Source organism: Streptomyces sp. CNP082, assembly GCF_059570535.1.
Map to the genome: position 1 here is coordinate 23882 of NZ_JCANSZ010000011.1, position 17670 is coordinate 41551.

The 17670-nt window shown below is 76.0% G+C and carries 14 protein-coding genes; 2 read left to right on the forward strand and 12 right to left on the reverse strand.

From position 1 onward, the window contains the following. Position 1: 1 nt before the first annotated feature. The 4 genes from B124_RS12180 to B124_RS12195 all read right to left on the reverse strand — a co-directional run bounded on the left by B124_RS12180 (position 2) and on the right by B124_RS12195 (position 4847). Positions 2–1705: a flavin monoamine oxidase family protein gene (locus B124_RS12180; RefSeq protein ID WP_496502783.1), complete on the reverse strand. Its 1704-nt coding sequence runs from the start codon at positions 1703–1705 to the stop codon at positions 2–4. A 149-nt stretch (positions 1706–1854) separates the two neighbouring features. After that, the gene (locus B124_RS12185) at positions 1855–2643 is read right to left on the reverse strand and encodes a carbon-nitrogen hydrolase family protein (protein ID WP_496502784.1); all 789 of its coding nucleotides are present in this window, start codon (positions 2641–2643) and stop codon (positions 1855–1857) included. Between the two features lie 154 nt (positions 2644–2797). Next, on the reverse strand, positions 2798–3253 hold the full coding sequence (locus B124_RS12190; RefSeq protein ID WP_496502785.1) for an Lrp/AsnC family transcriptional regulator: 456 nt from the start codon (positions 3251–3253) through the stop codon (positions 2798–2800). A gap of 154 nt (positions 3254–3407) precedes the next feature. Next, complete coding sequence (locus B124_RS12195) at positions 3408–4847, reverse strand: GuaB1 family IMP dehydrogenase-related protein (RefSeq protein ID WP_496502786.1); 1440 nt, start codon at positions 4845–4847, stop codon at positions 3408–3410. Positions 4848–5473: 626 nt separating this feature from the next. Between B124_RS12195 and B124_RS12200 the strand changes: the two genes are divergently transcribed. Beyond that, the gene (locus B124_RS12200; RefSeq protein ID WP_496502787.1) at positions 5474–5851 is read left to right on the forward strand and encodes a four-helix bundle copper-binding protein; all 378 of its coding nucleotides are present in this window, start codon (positions 5474–5476) and stop codon (positions 5849–5851) included. A gap of 33 nt (positions 5852–5884) precedes the next feature. Here the strand turns inward: B124_RS12200 and B124_RS12205 are convergent, their stop codons facing one another. Then, positions 5885–6586 (reverse strand): LmeA family phospholipid-binding protein, encoded by a 702-nt coding sequence (locus B124_RS12205; protein WP_496502788.1) that lies wholly within the window; start codon positions 6584–6586, stop codon positions 5885–5887. Between the two features lie 190 nt (positions 6587–6776). On the opposite strand from B124_RS12205, the gene B124_RS12210 reads away from it, so the two are divergent. Next, positions 6777–9002, forward strand: coding sequence for an NADP-dependent isocitrate dehydrogenase (locus B124_RS12210; RefSeq protein WP_496502789.1), 2226 nt, complete (start codon positions 6777–6779; stop codon positions 9000–9002). Positions 9003–9096: 94 nt separating this feature from the next. Here the strand turns inward: B124_RS12210 and B124_RS12215 are convergent, their stop codons facing one another. The 7 genes from B124_RS12215 to B124_RS12245 all read right to left on the reverse strand — a co-directional run bounded on the left by B124_RS12215 (position 9097) and on the right by B124_RS12245 (position 17639). Next, a complete protein-coding gene (locus B124_RS12215) occupies positions 9097–10122 on the reverse strand; it encodes an HpcH/HpaI aldolase/citrate lyase family protein (protein ID WP_496502892.1) in 1026 nt (341 codons plus the stop codon). A 62-nt stretch (positions 10123–10184) separates the two neighbouring features. Beyond that, the gene (locus B124_RS12220) at positions 10185–11462 is read right to left on the reverse strand and encodes a CaiB/BaiF CoA transferase family protein (protein WP_496502790.1); all 1278 of its coding nucleotides are present in this window, start codon (positions 11460–11462) and stop codon (positions 10185–10187) included. 88 nt (positions 11463–11550) lie between these two features. Then, positions 11551–12462 (reverse strand): ribokinase, encoded by a 912-nt coding sequence (locus B124_RS12225; RefSeq protein ID WP_496502791.1) that lies wholly within the window; start codon positions 12460–12462, stop codon positions 11551–11553. Beyond that, positions 12459–13964 (reverse strand): ADP-ribosylglycohydrolase family protein, encoded by a 1506-nt coding sequence (locus B124_RS12230; protein ID WP_496502792.1) that lies wholly within the window; start codon positions 13962–13964, stop codon positions 12459–12461. Before B124_RS12230 ends, B124_RS12225 begins: the two co-directional genes overlap by 4 nt. Beyond that, positions 13961–15139 carry an ADP-ribosylglycohydrolase family protein gene (locus B124_RS12235; protein WP_496502793.1) on the reverse strand — a complete coding sequence of 393 codons (1179 nt, stop codon included), beginning with the start codon at positions 15137–15139 and terminating at the stop codon, positions 13961–13963. The genes B124_RS12230 and B124_RS12235 overlap by 4 nt, the downstream gene beginning before the upstream one ends. Then, the gene (locus B124_RS12240; protein WP_496502794.1) at positions 15136–16539 is read right to left on the reverse strand and encodes an ADP-ribosylglycohydrolase family protein; all 1404 of its coding nucleotides are present in this window, start codon (positions 16537–16539) and stop codon (positions 15136–15138) included. Before B124_RS12240 ends, B124_RS12235 begins: the two co-directional genes overlap by 4 nt. Then, positions 16536–17639, reverse strand: a complete 1104-nt coding sequence (locus B124_RS12245; RefSeq protein ID WP_496502795.1) for an ADP-ribosylglycohydrolase family protein — start codon at positions 17637–17639, stop codon at positions 16536–16538. The genes B124_RS12240 and B124_RS12245 overlap by 4 nt, the downstream gene beginning before the upstream one ends. Positions 17640–17670: the final 31 nt, after the last annotated feature.

A 17670-nucleotide genomic window follows, 5' to 3' on the forward strand; every position in this document is an offset into this window, starting at 1 on the left:
GTCAGTCCTCCGGCAGCTCCACCGGGGCGATGGCGTCGAAGACGTCGCCCGGCCCGGGGTTGGCAGGGTCGGTGGCGCCGCCGAGGTGCCGCATCACGCCCCACACCGCGTTCAGCGCGGTCTGCACCGCGCCCTCGGCCCAGCCCGCCGTCCAGGAGATGTCGTCGCCGGCCAGGAACAGCCCGCGCTTCCCCGCCGGCAGCCTGTCCTGCATGAAGTGGGTGAACAGCCGCCGCTGGTAGCGGTAGTGGCCGGGCAGGTTGGCCTTGAACGCGCCCATGAAGTACGGCTCGTCCTCCCAGGACACCGTCACCGGCGGGCCGATGACGTGCTTCCTGATGTCGACGTCCGGGTAGATCTCGCCGAGCGACTTGAGCATGACCTCCATCCGCTCCTCTGCCGGCAGCGGCAGCCACTTGAGGCTGTCGTCGCACCAGGTGTACGACAGGCAGATCGCCGCCGGCCGGTCCGGGCCGTCGTCGAGGAGGTAGGTGCCGCGGGTCATGCGGTCGGTGAGCGTCATGGACATCACGTCCCGCCCGGTCCGCTCGTCGCGGTCCAGCCAGAACGGCCGGTCCACGGGGACGAACAGCTTCGAGGACCCCATGTAGTGGGTGCGTTCGACGGCGGTCCAGTGGTCGATGGGCAGCAGTTCGTCGGCGCAGTCGATCTTCGACAGCAGCATCCACGACTGGGCGGTGAAGACCGCGGCCCGGTAGGTGCGTACGTCCCCGGAGGCGTCGGTGACGGTGATGCGCTCGCCGGCGGCGCGGGCGAGCCGGGTGACGGCGGGCCGCGGGGCGCCGCCGTCGTGCAGGGCGGCCAGCGACGTGCCCTGCGCCCAGTGCACGGTCTTGTCCGGCGCGCGGTCCCAGAGCCGCAGCGGGAGCTGCCGGCTGCCGCCGACGATGCCGTGGTGGTCGTCGTCCGCCTCGGTGTAGACGACGCGCAGGATCTCCAGGATGGAGTTGGGGAAGTCGGTGTCCCAGCCGCCGGTGCCGAAGCCGACCTGGCCGAAGATCTCCCGGTGTGTGAAGGAGCGGAAGGCCGCGGAGTCGCAGAGGAAGCCGTAGAAGGTCTGGTTGTCGAGCCGCTCGACCAGGGCGGCCCACAGCTCGCGGATGCGCGGCACGTCGCGCTCGCGGATGGCGCTGTTCATGGCGGTGAAGTCCGCGCCCTCCTCCAGGCAGTCGGCCCAGGCGGCGGCGACGTCGCGGTAGACCTGCGGCAGGTCGTCGATGGTGCGGGCGTAGTGGGAGACGCCCTTGAGGTCGACGACGGTGGAGGGGGTGCCGGGCGCCAGCGGGTTGGGGAACGGGCGGGTCCGCAGCCCCGTGAGGTCGATGTAGTGCCGCAGCGCCGTGGACGACGGCGGGAAGCGCATCGCGCCCAGCTCGGCGGTGAGCGCGGGGTCGCAGCCGGGGAACGTCTCGGTGCGCAGCCGGCCGCCGATCCGGTCCGCCTCGTAGACCACCGGCTTCAGGCCCGTCTTCAACAGCTCGTACGCGGCGACGAGGCCGGAGAGCCCGCCGCCGATGACGGCGACCTCGGTGCCGTGCTCGGTCGCCGGTACCTGGCCGAGCCCGGCGGGGTGGCCGAGGTAGTCGTCGTACGCGAAGGGGAAGTCGGGGCCGAACATCGTGATCGGCCGACGGGCGGTCTCCTCCCCCGCGGGGTGGACGGCGGTGGGCACGGTGGACGTCATCGGGCGGGGCTCCTCGGTCGTGCGGGCAGGGCGGCGCGCGGTCGCCGCCCGGGCGTGCGGGGGTACGGGCTCAGGGAGTGCGGGTGCGGGTGCGGGTGCGGGAACGCGGGCGGGCCGGGCTGATGAGGGCTGAGGTCTGAAGGGGAGCGTCAGGCGTACAGCTCGGGCCGCAGGTCCGCGAGATAGGTGTTCTCCCCGCGGGCGGCGGCTATCCGCGCCGGGTCGACCTCGGCGAGCACCAGGTCCTCGCCGTCGTGCCCGGCGCTGGCGCGCACCGTCCCGTCGGGCGCGACCAGGCGGCTCAGCCCGGCGAAGTGGTAGTCGCCCTCGGCGCCGACGCGGTTGGCGTACGCGACGTAGAGCTGGCTCTCGTAGGCGCGCGCGGGGACGAGGGTGCGGGCCACGAACTCGTACGGGCGCATCAGCGCGGTGGGCACGAGCAGCACTTCCGTGCCGGCCACGGCGTGCGCCCGCACCAGCTCGGGGAACTCCACGTCGTAGCAGATCAGGATGCCGACGCGGATGCCGTCGACGTCGGCCTGGACCACGGGGGTGTCCCCGGGGGTGAAGAACTTCCGCTCGAAGTCACCGAAGAGGTGCGTCTTGCGGTAGTTGGCCGCCGGATAGCCGTACGGGGTGACGAGCTGGACGGCGTTGTACACGTCGGGGCCGTCCCGCTCCGGATAGCCGTAGGCGACGGACAGGCCGTGGTCGGCGGCGATCCGGGCGACGGCGCGGGCGCCGGGGCCGTCGGCCGGCTCGGCGCGGCCGGCGGGGTCGCTGGCGTACCCGCTGAGGAACAGCTCGGAGGCCACCAGCAGCCGCGCGCCGCCGACGGCGGCGGTCCGGGCGGCGGCCTCCAGGGCGATAAGGCCCTCCTGCGGGTCGGGGGGCACCCCGGCCGGCCCCTGGAGGAGGGCGATGCGCAGCGGCGCCATGTGCAACCTCGCTAAGCAGGTGGTCGGTCGTTGCTCCCGACGGTACGTCCGGCCACCGGCCCGGAACAAGGCCGGTCGATTGCGTCCGACCAGGCGATTCGTTGCGTGTTCTCCGGCTTCGGCGCCGATCCGTTGCGTGGCCCGCGAGGGCGGCTCAGAGCGGCGGCTCAGGGGCGTAACGGCGTACCAGCGGGGAGAGGACGAGGACCGATCTGGTGCGCTCGACGAACGGCTCACCCGCGATCCGTTCCAGCACTTCTTCGAAGTGGCGCATGTCGGTGGCGAAGATCTGCACGACGGCGTCGGCGTCGCCGGTGACGGTGGAGGCGGAGGCCACCTCGGCGTAGCCCGACAGGGCTCGGCGGATGTCGCCGGGGCCGGTGTTGGAGCGGCAGTACAGCTCGACGTAGCCCTCGGTGGCCCAGCCGAGCGCGGCGGGGTCGACGCGTACGGTGAAGCCGGTGATGGCGCCGGCGGCGCGCAGCCTGTCCACGCGCCGCTTGACCGCGGGCGCGGACAGGCCGACCTCGGCGCCGATGTCGGCGTAGGTGCGGCGGGCGTCCTCGGCGAGGGCGCGCACGATCCGCTCGTCCAGCTCGTCGAGTCGCATATCCGCAGTACACCACGGCCGGCCGGGCGGCTCCCGCGCGGTCCGGCCGGGGAGATCAGGGGAGACCAGCCGCGCTCAGCGGGCCGGTCTCCCCCGGCTGCCGGACGCCGGGCGCCGGGGGAGACCGGCGGGCGGGGCGGTCGGCGGGGGCGCGCTACTGCCAGCTCGCGTGCAGGGGCTTGCCCTCGGCGTACCCCGCGGCGCTCTGCACGCCGACCACGGCCCGCTCGTGGAACTCCTCCAGGTTCGCCGCCCCGGCGTAGGTGCACGCGCTGCGCACGCCCGCGACGATGGCGTCGATCACGTCCTCGACGCCCGGCCGCGCCGGGTCCAGGAACATCCGCGAGGTGGAGATGCCCTCCTCGAAGAGGCCCTTGCGGGCACGGTCGTACGCGGACTCCACGGCGGTACGGCCGCGGACGGCGCGCGCCGAGGCCATGCCGAAGCTCTCCTTGTACAGCCGCCCGTCCGCGGTCTGCTGCAGGTCACCCGGGGACTCGTAGGTGCCGGCGAACCAGGAGCCGATCATGACGTTGGAGGCGCCGGCGGCCAGCGCCATGGCGACGTCGCGGGGGTGGCGCACGCCGCCGTCGGCCCACACGTGCCTGCCGAGCCGGCGCGCCTCGGCCGCGCACTCCAGCACGGCGGAGAACTGCGGCCGGCCGACGCCGGTCATCATGCGGGTGGTGCACATCGCGCCGGGCCCGACGCCGACCTTGACGATGTCGGCGCCCGCCTCGACGAGGTCGCGTACGCCCTCGGCGGCGACGATGTTGCCCGCCACCACCGGCACCCCGGGGTCCAGGGCGCGGACGGCGCGCAGCGCGTGGACCATCTGCTCCTGGTGGCCGTGCGCGGTGTCCACGACGAGGGTGTCGATGCCGGCGTCGAGGAGCTGCCCGGCGCGGCCGGCGACGTCGCCGTTGATGCCCACCGCGGCGGCGATGCGCAGCCGGCCGCGGGCGTCGGTGGCAGGGGTGTACAGCGTGGCCCGCAGGGCGCCCTTGCGGGTGAGCAGGCCGACGAGCCGCCCGTCGGGGCCGACGGCGGGGGCGAGCCGGCGGTGGGCGGCGTCCAGCCGGTTGAACGCCTCGCGCGGGTCGATGTCCGCGTCGAGGGTCAGCAGCTCGCGGGACATGACCTCGGCGAGCTGGGTGAAGCGGTCCACGCCGGTCAGGTCGGCCTCGGTGACGACGCCCACCGGACGGCCGTCCTCGACGACGACGGCGGCACCGTGCGCCCGCTTGGGCAGCAGCGCCAGCGCGTCGGCGACGGTGGAGTGGGGGCCGAGGACGATGGGGGTGTCGAGCACCAGGTCGCGCCGCTTGACCCAGGAGACGACCTCCGTGACGACGTCGATGGGGATGTCCTGCGGGATGACGACGAGCCCGCCGCGGCGGGCCACGGTCTCGGCCATCCGGCGGCCGGCGATGGCCGTCATGTTGGCGACGACGAGCGGGATGGTGGTGCCGGTGCCGTCGGCGGAGGACAGGTCCACGGCCTGGCGGGAGCCCACGCCGGAGCGGCGGGGGACCATGAACACGTCGTCGTACGTCAGGTCGTACGGGGCGGGAGAGTCATTCAGGAAACGCACGTACTTCAGTGTCCCACGTGGCAGCCGTACCGCCCTGCGGGCCGTCGGCGGCGGGCCGGTCCGGCACCGGGCCGCCGGGCGGCAATCGGGCGGATCTTGCGGCGCGGGGGCGTGAAGCGGGGTGCGGCGGGGCACCCGCCCCCTTGACCGCTACGGAAACACGCGCAAGCCCCGTCACGGGAGGACGACATGCCGACGCAGCCGACCCGGGTGCCGGCAGCGGACACCGGGACCCGCCCGTCCCCGGCGGCGGACCGGGAGCCCGACCCCGTACCGCCGATGCCGCCGCCGCCCGCACCACCGGGACCGGACCCGCGCCCCAGCCCCGGGCCTGGACCCGAACCCGAACCCGGCCCCGAACCCGGACCTGGCCCCGGTCCTGGTCCCGGCCCCGGCCCTGGTCCTGGTCCTGGTCCCGGCCCCGGCCCTGGTCCCGGCCCCGGCCCTGGTCCCGGCCCTGGTCCCGGCCCTGGTCCTGGTCCCGGCCCCGTGCCGGAGCCGGGGCCCGCGCCGGATCCGATTCCCAAGCCGCCAGGACCCGACCCGGTGCCGGAGCCCAGTCCGCAGCCGGGTCCGATGAGCTGACGCGCGAGGGACGGCGGTTGACGGTGAAGGAGGCGATCCCGGTGGCTGTTTCGGCCGACGAGCTCGATCGTGAGGCCCTCGTCCGCTACATCGAGAACGGCTTCGTCTGCGCCCAGGCGTGCGCGGAGTGCGCGACGGCGTGCCTGCAGCCCGCCGGCGCGGCGGAGCCCGGCGCGGTGCAGCGGCTGGACCTGCAGTGCGCGGACGTGTGCGAGCAGACCTCCCGGATGCTCTCGCAGCACGGCCGGTACGACGCGCCGGGGCTGCGGGCGCAGGTCGAGCTGTGCGCCGCGACGTGCGCGGCGTGCGCCGAGGACTACGAGCGGCTGGCCGCCGAGGCACCGGGGGCGGCGGCGCGGGCCGAGGCGTGCCGCCGCTGCGAGGAGGCGTGCCGCGACTTCCTGGTGAACCTCGGCTGAACCGGGCGCGCCCAGCGGCGGCCCGGCGCCGGCTCAGCCCGCGACGCGGATCCCCTGGCCCGCCACGTCGACCACGATGCCGTCCGCGGTGGCCGTGACCATGTCGAGCCGTACGCCGTCGGGCAGCCCGCCGACCTGCCGCTCGACATCGACGGCCTGGCGCACCGCCTCCTCCGCCCCGGGCACGCCGGCGGCCGGGACGTCGTCCGCCCGCAGCCGGATGGTGTCGCCGCCCTCGGTGGCGACCGTGGAGAGCACCTCGGCCGGCTCCGGCGCGCCGAGCACCTCGGCGCTCGCGGTGACCTTCACCTTGCCCTCGCCGCCGTAGGCGAAGGTGACGCCCTGCTGCCCGGCCACGGCCGTCAGTGCCTCGTACGCGATGACGGCGGAGCCCTCGGCGCTCTCCGCGGTCGCGCCGCCGTAGTCGCCGTCGAGTTCGACACCGCTCAGCTCCACGCTGAACTCGGAGATCAGCAGCCGCTCCCCGGTGCCGGCGGCCGAGTCCGCGCGGATGCCGGTCATCGTGACGTCGACGTCGTCGAGGTGCTTGCCCTGGAGCTGGGTCAGGAACGGGAAGCCGTTGATGGACACCTCCGTGCTGCCCTCCAGGCCCTGCCTGGCCTGGATCTTGTCCGCGACCTTCCCCTCCGCGACGAGGACGGCCACCCGGTCGGCGGCCACGAACAGCACGCCGAGCACGAGACACACCACGAGCAGTATTCGCAGTCCACGCATGAGCCAGGTCCCCCCCGGGAGATCGGTTTCGGGAGCTTATCCGGTCGCCTGTGCGCCTTCCGTACCGCCGGGCAGGTGTGACGCATCTCTACCGCCGCCGCGGCCCAGGGCCCTGTCCGGCGCGCGGAGCACACGGGATATCTTGATATCAAGCAATCCGGCAGAGCAGCGACGCGGACTGGAGCACCCGGTGACTGAATCAGCATCGACGATCATCTACACCCACACCGACGAGGCCCCGGCCCTGGCCACATACTCGTTCCTGCCGGTGGTCCAGGCGTACGCCGCGACCGCCGGGGTCGAGGTCCAGACCCGTGACATCTCCCTGTCCGGACGGATCCTCGCGCACTTCCCCGAGCGGCTGCCGGCCGACCGCCAGGTGTCCGACGCGCTCGCCGAGCTGGGCGCGCTGGCGCAGACCCCGCAGGCGAACATCATCAAGCTGCCGAACATCTCGGCGTCCATTCCGCAGCTCAAGGCCGCCATCGCCGAGCTGCGCACGCACGGCTACGACCTGCCGGACTACCCGGACGAGCCCAAGACCGACGAGGAGCGCGACATCCGCGCCCGCTACGACAAGGTCAAGGGCAGCGCCGTCAACCCCGTGCTGCGCGAGGGCAACTCCGACCGCCGCGCCCCCGCTTCGGTGAAGAACTACGCCCGCAACCACCCGCACCGCATGGGCGCCTGGTCCCCGGAGTCGAAGACCAACGTCGCGCACATGATCGCCGACGACTTCCGCACCACCGAGAAGTCCGCGGTCGTCGAGCGCGACGGCAGCCTGCGCATCGAGCTGGCCGGCGTGGACGGCACCACCGAGGTGCTGCGCGAGTCGGTGCCGGTCCTGGCCGGTGAGGTGGTCGACGCCGCCGTGCTGCACGTCGAGGCGCTGCGCGCGTTCCTCGGTGAGCAGGTCGCCCGCGCGAAGACCGAGGGCGTGCTGTTCTCGCTGCATCTGAAGGCCACGATGATGAAGGTCTCCGACCCGGTCATCTTCGGCCACGGGGTACGGGCCTTCTTCCCCCGGACGTTCGCGCGCTACGGCGCGACGCTGGCCGCCGCCGGCCTGACCCCGAATGACGGGCTCGGCGCCATCCTCGCCGGCCTCGACGCGCTGCCCGAGGGCGCCGAGATCAAGGCGTCGTTCGACGACGAGCTGGCCGAGGGCCCCCGGCTGGCGATGGTCGACTCCGACCGCGGCATCACCAACCTGCACGTCCCCAGCGACGTCATCGTGGACGCTTCGATGCCCGCGATGATCCGTACCTCCGGCCACATGTGGGGGCCGGACGGCGCCGAGGCCGACACCCTCGCCGTCATCCCGGACAGCAGCTACGCGGGCATCTACCAGGTCGTCATCGACGACTGCCGGGCCCACGGCGCCTTCGACCCGGCGACCATGGGCTCGGTGTCCAACGTCGGCCTGATGGCGCAGAAGGCCGAGGAGTACGGCAGCCACGACAAGACCTTCGAGGCCGGCACGGCCGGCACCGTGCGCGTCGTCGACCAGGACGGCGCCGTGCTGCTGGAGCAGCCGGTCGCCGAGGGCGACATCTTCCGCATGTGCCAGGCCAAGGACGCCCCGATCCGCGACTGGGTCAAGCTCGCCGTCACCCGCGCCCGCGCCACCGGCGACCCGGCGGTCTTCTGGCTGGACGAGGGCCGGGCGCACGACGCGCGCCTGATCGCCAAGGTGCAGGCGTACCTGCCGGAGCACGACACCGAGGGCCTGGACATCCGGATCCTCGCCCCGGCCGACGCGATGGCGCTGTCGCTTGAGCGGATCCGCCGCGGCGAGAACACCATCTCGGTCACCGGCAACGTGCTGCGCGACTACCTCACCGACCTCTTCCCCATCCTGGAGCTGGGCACCAGCGCCAAGATGCTCTCCGTCGTCCCGCTGATGAACGGCGGCGGCCTGTTCGAGACCGGCGCCGGCGGCTCCGCGCCCAAGCACGTACAGCAGTTGCTCAAGGAGGACTACCTGCGCTGGGACAGCCTCGGCGAGTTCCTGGCGCTGGCCGTCTCCTTCGAGCACCTGGCGCAGACCACGGACAACGCCCGCGCCCAGATCCTCGCCGACACCCTGGACCGGGCGACGGCGACGTTCCTGAGCGAGAACAAGTCGCCCACCCGCCGCGTCGGCGGCATCGACAACCGGGGCAGCCACTTCTACCTGGCGCTGTACTGGGCGCAGGAGCTGGCGGGCCAGAGCGCCGACGCGAAGCTCGCGGAGGCGTTCGGGCCGCTGGCGGCGACGCTGGCCGGGCAGGAGGAGAAGATCGTCGAGGAGCTGCTGGCGGTGCAGGGCAAGCCCGCCGACATCGGCGGCTACTACCAGCCGGACCCCGAGAAGGCCGCCGCGGTCATGCGGCCGTCGCACACGCTCAACGAGGCGCTGTCGACGCTGAGCTGAGCGCTGGGCTGACTGCGGGGTCCCCGGCGCGGGCCCGTACCACCGCCACCGCCCCGGCCCGAGGACTCCCGTCCGGCCGGGGCGGTGGCGTGTGTCAGGCGGTGAGCCGGCGGGCCAGGCGCAGGGTGCGGTGGGCTTCGGCCACCACGGCGGCGTCGACGAAGCGGCCGTCCGGGAGCGCGAGCGCGCCCGCGTCCGTGGCCGCCGCGGCGACGATCTCCTCGGCCCGTTCGACCTCCTGCCCGGAGGGCCGGAACGCCCGCTCGATCACGGGCAGTTGCCGGGGGTGGATCGCCGTACGGCCCAGGAACCCCAGGGCCCGGCCGGCGGCGCAGGAGCTGGCGAGGCCGTCGAGGTCGGCGACGTCCGGGTAGACCGACTGCGCGGGCGGGGCGAGCCCGGCGGCGCGGGCGGCGACGACGGCGCGGCTGCGCGGCCAGGCCAGCCCGGCGTCGTCGGCGACGCCCAGCTCGGCCCGCAGGTCGGCCTCGCCGAGCGCGATGCCGCGCACGGCGGGGTGCGCGGCGGCGATCTCGTAGGCCCGCTCGATGCCGAGGGCGGTTTCGAGGAGCGGGTACAGGGGCGGGACGCCGCCGGTGGCCGCATGGCCGGGCGGCGGCGCGGGAGCGCCGTGCGCGCCCGCCGGACCCGGCCGTGCGGCGGCCCCGGGTGTGGAGCGGGGACCGGGGTCCGAGGTGCCGGGGCCGTCGTCCGGGCCCGCGGGGCGGCGCCGGCCGCCGGGCGCGGCGGAGCCGGGGTCCGGTGTGCGGCGGCACGCCGTGCCGGCGGGTACGGGCGCGCCGGCGCAGGCCGCCGCGACCCGCCGCACCTCCGTGCGCCCGCCGGTCTTCGGCAGCCGGAGTCCGGCCAGGCCCGGCAGCGGCGCCAGCGTTCGCAGTTCGCCGTCCGCCAGCGGCCCGGCGAGCGCGTTGACGCGCACGTGCACCGGCACCGGGCCGGGGTGCGGGCCGCTCAGCAACTCGGCGGTCGCGGCCAGCGCGTACGCCTTGCGCTCGGGCGCCACCGCGTCCTCCAGGTCGACCAGCACCACGTCCGCGCCGCTGCGCAGCGCCTTGGCGACCGTCGCGGGCCGGTCCCCGGGCACGTACAGCCAGGTCAGATACGTGTCCTGGGCGTCCCCGCCCGCCGGCGGAGCCGGGGCCGCGGACGTGCCGGGGGCGCTCACACCGCCCCCTCGTCCCGCAGCCCGGCTATCTCCGCGCCGGTCAGGCCAAGACCGGCCAGCACCGCGTCGGTGTCCGCGCCGTGCGGCCGGCCCGCCCAGCGGATCGCGCCGGGGGTCTCGGAGAGCCGGAAGAGCACGTTCTGCATCTTCACGGTGCCCAGTTCCTCGTCCTCGACCTCGGTGATCGAGCCGAGCGCCCGGTACTGCTCGTCGGCCATCACGTCCCGTACGTCGTACACCGGCGCCACCGCCGCCTGCGCCTTGTCGAACGCGGCCACCACCGTCGCGGCGTCGTGCCGCGCGATCCACCCGCCGACCGCCTCGTCCAGCTCGTCGGCGTGCCGCGCCCGGCCCGCACCGGTGCCGAACCACGGCTCGTCGACCAGCTCGGGCCGCCCCACGAGCCGCATCACCCGCTCGGCGACGGACTGCGCGGAAGTGGAGACGGCGAGCCAGCGGCCGTCGGCGGTGCGGTAGGTGTTGCGCGGCGCGTTGTTGGTGGAGCGGTTGCCGGTACGCGGCTGGACGTAGCCGAGCTGGTCGTACCAGAGGGGCTGCGGGCCGAGCACGGTCAGCATCGGCTCGATGATCGCCATGTCGACCACCTGCCCGCGGCCGGTGCGCTCCCGCCCGGCGAGCGCGGTCATCACGGCGTACGCGGTGGACAGCGCGGCGACGGAGTCCGCGAGGCCGAACGGCGGCAGCGTCGGCGGCCCGTCCGGCTCGCCGGTGACCGCGGCGAAGCCGCTCATCGCCTCGGCGAGGGTGCCGAAGCCGGGGCGGCGGGAGTACGGGCCGAACTGGCCGAAGCCGGTGACCCGGGCCAGTACGAGCCGGGGGTTGGCGGCGGACAGCTCCGCCCAGCCCAGGCCCCACTTCTCCAGGGTGCCGGGGCGGAAGTTCTCGATGATCACGTCGGATCCGGCGGCCAGCCGCAGCAGCACGTCCCGCCCGCCGGGGGTGGACAGGTCGAGGGTGAGGTTCTTCTTGTTGCGGCCGAGCAGCTTCCACCACAGGCCGACACCGTCCTTGGCGGGGCCGTGGCCGCGGGAGGGATCGGGCTTGGCGGGGTGCTCGACCTTGACGACCTCGGCGCCGAAGTCGCCGAGCATGGTCGCGGCGAGCGGTCCGGCGAAGAGGGTCGCGAGGTCCAGGACGCGCAGTCCGGCGAGCGGGGCCTGCGGCGGCGGGGAGGCGGAGGCGCCGGCGGCGGCGGAGTCGTCGGCGGCACGGGCGGGGGTGTCACAAGCGGCGGCGTCGGGGGTGTCGGTCATGGTCTCGCGCCTTCCTCGGTGGTGCGTTGCGGTGCCTGCGCGGGCCGTACGCCCGTGGCCCCGCGGGGTTCGTGCGGCGGTACGCGGGTCACGGGCCCCCGTCCGCCAGCCGGTCGATCTCCGCGCGCGCCGGCATCGACGACGACGCGCCCGGCCGCTGCACGGCGAGCGCGGCGGCGGCTGCCGCCCACGCCATCGCCGCCGGCATCGGCCGGCCCTCGGCGTACGCCACGCACAGCGCGCCGACGAAGGTGTCCCCCGCGGCCGTGGTGTCGACGGCCCGGACGGCGCGCGCCGGCACGGCGACCGGCTCCTGCCCGCGCGCCGCGTACAGGCTGCCCGCGCCGCCGAGGGTGACGACGACCTCCGGCACCCGCTCCAGCAGCGCCGCCGCGGCCTGGCGCGGGTCGGCCCGGCCCGTCAGGGCGGCGGCCTCGTGCTCGTTGGGGACGAGCAGGTCGGTGGCGGCGAGCAGCCGGTCGGGCAGCGGACGGGCGGGGGCGGGGGTGAGCACGGCGCGTACGCCGTGCCCGCGGGCCGACTCGACGGCGGCCACGACGCCGTCCATCGGCAGCTCCAGTTGCACGAGGAGCGTGCCGGCGGCGGCGATGCGGTCCGCGTCGCCGGCGGCGAGGGCGGTGACGGTGGCGTTGGCGCCGGGGACGACGACGATGGAGTTGGCGCCGTCGTCGTCGACGACGATGTGCGCGGTGCCGCTGGCACCCGCCGCGGTGCGCAGCCCCGCGGTGTCCACGCCGGCGCCGCCGAGCGCGGCGCGCAGCTCGCCGCCGAAGACGTCGGCACCGACCGCGCCGATCATCGTCACCGCGCCGCCCGCGCGGGCGGCGGCGACGGCCTGGTTGGCGCCCTTGCCGCCGGGCACGGTGCGGAACTCGCGGCCGGAGACCGTCTCGCCGCGGCGCGGGGCGGTCGCGGCGTAGGCGACGAGGTCCATGTTGACGCTGCCGAACACGGCGATCGGCGCGGGGGTGGTCGTCATGTGGGGGGCCTTCCGGGGTAGTGCGGTGGTGCGGCACCGGCGCGGGCTCCGGCGAGGCCGCGGGCCGGAGGGGGGAGGGCGTGGGCGGCGGTGCGGGCGGCGAGTTCGTCGAAGCCGATGCCGTCCATGCCGCCCACCGTGGTCGCCAGCCGGTTGCGCAGCGGCGCCGTCCACCGCCGCGGCAGCGCCTCCGGCGCCCCGGCGAGCAGCCCGGCGACGGACCCGGCGGTGGCGCCGTTGGAGTCGGTGTCCCAACCGCCGGAGACGACGCGGCAGATGGCGCCGGTGAAGTCGCCGCGGGCGTGGGTGAGCGCGGCGGCGAGCAGCGCGGCGTTGGGCACGACGTGGACCCAGTGCCGTTCCGCGTGTACGGCGTGCAGTTCGTCGACGACGGCCGCGAACCCCTCCGGGGTGCCGGTGGGTTCGCTGCGGGCCAGCTCGATGCCGTGCCGTACGGCGCGGGCCAGCCGGGAGCGGGGCGGCACGACGGCGAGGCCGGCGCGCAGCGCCTCGTCCACGCCGGCGGTGCCGCCCGCCGCGGTGCCGCCCGCCGCCGCGGAGATGACGGCGGCGGCGAACATGGCGCCGTAGACGCCGTTGGCGGTGTGGGTGAGCACGGCGTCGCGGTGCGCGGAGGCGGCGGCGCCGGCCGGGTCGCCGGGGTGGGTCCAGCCGTGGACGTCGGCGCGGATCTGGGCGCCGATCCACTCGCGGAACGGGTTGCGGTACGCGCCGGTGTGCGGGGGCTCGACGCCGTCGAGCAGGTTGCGGTACGCGACCCGCTCGGCGGTGAACGTACGGCCCGCGGGCAGCTCGTCGAGCCAGAGCCGGCCGACGTCGGCGGTGGTGAAGGCGTGGCCGTGGCGGTCGAGGAGGAGCAGGGCGAGCAGCGGGTAGTTGAGGTCGTCGTCCTCGGGTGCGCCGTCGAGGTTCTCGGCCAGGGACGTGGCGGCGCTGCGGCGGTTCCAGGGGTGCGCGGCGGCGATGGCGGGGTCGAGTCCGGCGGCGGTGAACCAGGTGTGCACCGGCCAGTTGCCGGTGTCACGCGCGATGGCCCGGATGCCCGCCAGGGTCACCTTCTCCACCGGCTTGCCCAGGACGCACCCGGCGGCGCGCCCGAGCCACGCGGCGTGCAGCCGGGCACGCAGCTCGGCCGGCCCGTCCCCGTCCGCGGCCCGCGCCGGCGCGGGCCAGCGCGGGCAGGCCGCCTTGATCTCGTCCAGGTCCGTGGGCTCGATCGCCGCCAACGGGCTCTCCAGCGCGGCCAGCTCGTCCAGCAGCTCCACGGCCAGGGCCCGCAGCCGCGGCTTCGGCGGGCCCGGCGAGGCGCCCGCGCGGTCCGGCGCCGGATGGCCGCCCGCGGCGAGCCAGCGGCGGGCCAGCGGCCCCGCGGCGCGGCCGTCCTCCGCCGCCTGCCGCAGCTCGTGGCCGACGAGGTCCTCGGGCTGCACCCAGGTCAGCCGGAGCGGCGCCCCGTGCCCGGTGGCCGGCGCCCCGCTCACGACGCCTCCGCCAGCGCGCCGAACGCGGCCTCGTGGGCGCGGCGGCGCGCCACGTCCCGTACGAACACCTCGCGCGCGACCCCGGTCAGCGTGGCGGCAGGGGCGAGCAGGTCCAGCCGGCTGGCGCGCGCGACCTCCTCGGCCCACTCCCCCGGCACCGCCGCGGCGCCGCCCAGGGCGCCGACGACGGCGCCGCTCATGGTGGCGATCGAGTCGCAGTCCCGGCCGTAGTTGACGGCGCCGAGGACCGTGTGCCGGTAGTCGCCGCGGCCGACGAGCAGCATGCCCAGCGCCACCGGCAGTTCTTCTATGGCGTGCAGCCGCGAGGGCCGCCGGGCGCCGAGCGAGGGGTTGCGGTACTCGGGCCCGACCGTGTCGAACGGCTCGACGGCCGCGCGCAGCGGTGCCAGCGCCTCTTCGAAGTCGGCGCAGCCGGCCGCCGCTTCGCAGACGGCCTCGATGGCCGCACGGGTGCCGTCCTTCGCCAGCGCCAGCGCCGCCTCGACCACCGACTCCGGCGTGGCGCCCGGAGTGAAGGCCGCCGCGACGCATGCGGCGAAGACGCCGGCGGCCTCGCGCCCGTACGACGACTGGTGCGCCCCGGCGACGTCCAGCGCCTCGGCGTAGGCCGCCGCGGGGTTGCCGGCGTTCACGGCGCCGACGGGCGCCATGTACATCGCGGCGCCGCAGTTGACGATGTTGCCGACGCCCGCCTCGCGCGGGTCGGCGTGGCCGTAGTGCAGCCGCGCCACGATCCACTTCTCGGCGAGGAAGATCCGCTGCAGCGGCAGCGCCTCGGCCTCCAGCTCGGGGATCCAGCGCGGGGTGCCCATCAGGTCCGGCACGAGGTGGGCGGCGACGGCGTAGGCGTCGAGGTGGTCGCGGACCTTGTCGTAGACGCGGACGAGGGCGTGGGTCATGAGGGTGTCGTCGGTGACGTGCCCGTCGCCCTTGTGGTACGGGGCGATGGGCCGGGCGGTGCGCCACTCGTCGCGGTGGAACGGCTCGACGATGCCGCGCACCCGGCCGCCGTAGCGCTCGGCGATGGCCTCGGGGGTCCAGCCTTCGACGGGCCCGCCGAGGGCGTCGCCGACGGCCGCGCCGACGAGGCATCCTGCGGTGCGGTCGGCCAGGCCCGAAGCTGCGGGCACAGCGGAAGCGGTCGTGGGGGTCATGAGGCGAGGGGTCCTTCCGCGGGGGTGCTGAACTGCTTGTCGGCCAACTGCCGGGCGAGGTCGACGAGATCGGCGCCGGCGAACTGGGGCAGCGCGCAGCCGGAGAGGATCCGGCAGGCGTCCCGCCAGGTGGCGGGGAGGCCGGCGGCGCCGCCGAGCGCCCCGGTGAGCGCGCCGGCCAGCGCCGGCGCGGAGTCCGCGACGCGCGACAGGCACGCGGCGGCGGGTACGGCCTCGGAGATGGCGCCGGCCGCGGCGGTGGCGACGGCGAGCGCGACGGGCACGGTCTCGGCGGCGGCGATGCCGTAGCTGTAGACGTGGTCGACGATCTCGTGCTCCAGCACGGGCACGAGCGCGAAGGCGTTGCCGGGCAGCCCCGGGCGGGTGGCGACGGCGGTACGGCCCAACTCCACGGCGCGTTCGGCGTTGCGCAGGATCTCGGTGCCCTGGGGAAGCTGGGCGAGCGCGGCGTCCACGCAGGCGTCGACGGGCCGGCCGCCGAGCGCCGCGGCGATCGCGGCGGCCGTGGCGCGGGCGCCGTGCACGCCGTCGCCGTCCTGGGTGTAGCGGGCGTCGAACTCGGCGAGGTCGGCGGCTCGTTGCGGCGCGCCCGGGTGAACGGCGGCGAGCACAGCGGCCCGCACGCAGGCGGCGTCGTCGAAGTAGTGCGGGTTGTCGTGGCCGGTGGCGGGCGGGCGCAGGCCGGCGGCGAGGTTGCCGAGCCCGGCCCGTACGGAGATACGGGCGCGCAGCGGGATCTCGGCCGACTCGATCTCGTCCGCGCGCTCCGCGGCGACGGCGACCTCGTCGGCCAGCGCGCTCCAGGCCAGGGTGAGCGCGGAGCGGACGCGCCGGTCCGAGGTGAGGTCGGTGTGCAGCCCGCTGCCGGCGGAGAGCACGGCATACGCGGTGAACGCGGCCCACTCCGCGTCGTCGGACGGGCCCAGGCGCAGCGGCTCCGGCGGCTGGTTGAGCGCGATGGGCACCGGCAGGGTGGTGGTGGCGTTCTGCTCGGCGAAGGTGTCCAGCTCGCGGGTGAGCCGGCGGGTCCACTCGGGCATCCGCGCGGCGCGGTGCCGGCCGGCGGGCCAGCCCGCGGCGTCGCCGGCGGCGATGCCGAGGAGCAGCCCCTCCACCCGCCGCAGGTCGCCGCCCGCCTCGGTGAAGCCGGCGGCAGCGACGGGACGCCCGGCGGCCTGCGGACCCGGCGGCGCGGCGGGCCGTTCCGCGCGCGGCGCGGCGACGGCGGGGCGCTGTGCGCCCTCGGCGGGGCTCGCGGGCGCACCCGCCGCGGCGTTCGTACGGCCCGCGCCCCGGGCGGCGCCGTCCGGGGTGTCCGGCGCGCCGGGCGCCGCTCCGGCGTTGGGGGCGCGGCGGGAGGCGGGCAGCGGCGCGCTCATGACGCGGCCTCCTCGTCTGCGGGGGCGAGCCGGTCCGCGATGTCGAGCACGTGGTGGCCGGCCATAGACGGCAGGCACGTGCCCCGTACGGGCCCGATGGCCGCGGCCCAGGCCGCGGGAATGGCCGGCTCCCCCCGCAGCGCGCCCGCCAGGGCTCCGGCGACGGCCGCGGTGGTGTCGGCGTCGCGGCCCATGTTGACGGCGGTGAGGACGGATTCCGCGAAGTCGCCGCGGGCGGCGGCGAAGGCGCCGAGCGCCAGACCGACGGCCTCCGGCGCCAGGTCCGACCAGGGGTAGCCGCCGATGACGACCGAGGAGCGCACGGCGCGTTCGACGCTCAGCGGCGTGGCGCCGGGGGCGCGGCGCGCGCGGCGGCCGGCGGAGACCGCGCGCTGCAGGGAGCGCGAGGTCCAGGAGTCCTCGGGGATGACCGACAGGGCGGCCTGCACGACGACGTCCGGGGAGTCGCCGGCCATGGCGGCGGCCACCCCGGCGGCGACGGCCTGGCCGCCGTAGATGCCCTCGCCCTCGTGGCTGACGGTGCCGTCGACGGCCACGAGCCGCGCGGCTTCCGCCGGGCGGCCGGCGGCGAAGACGCCGAACGGCGCGGCGCGCATGGCCAGTCCGTCGCTCCAGGCGTGCCGGTGCTGCGCGGTGATCGGCGCGGCCAGCCCGCGGCGCAGGTTCTCCAGGGTGCCGCGCTCGCTGAACCCGGCGCCGCGGAACGGGCCCTCGTCGAGGTCGGCGATCCGCTCGTGCCAGGCGGACTCCACGTGCGCGAGGCTGAGGCGCGCGCCGTGCTCGGCGAGCAGTAACCCGGAGAAGATCGCGTACTCGGTGTCGTCGGTGCCCGCCGGCACGGCGGCCACGAAGTCCTCGATGCGCCCCCAGCGCTCGCGGATCTGCGAGGGCTTCATGTTCTCTACGGGCGCGCCGAGGGCGTCGCCGACCGCCAGGCCGAGCATGGCGCCGCGGGCCCGGTCGCGGGCGGTCGGGGCGGCCCGCCCGGCGGCGCGGCCGGCGGGACGCAGGCGGACGGGGGTGGCGGGTGCGGCGGGTGCCGGACGGACGGACGGTGCGGAACCGGCTGCTGTGCTCATGGTGTGGGGTTCATGGTGCGGTGCGTGCTCT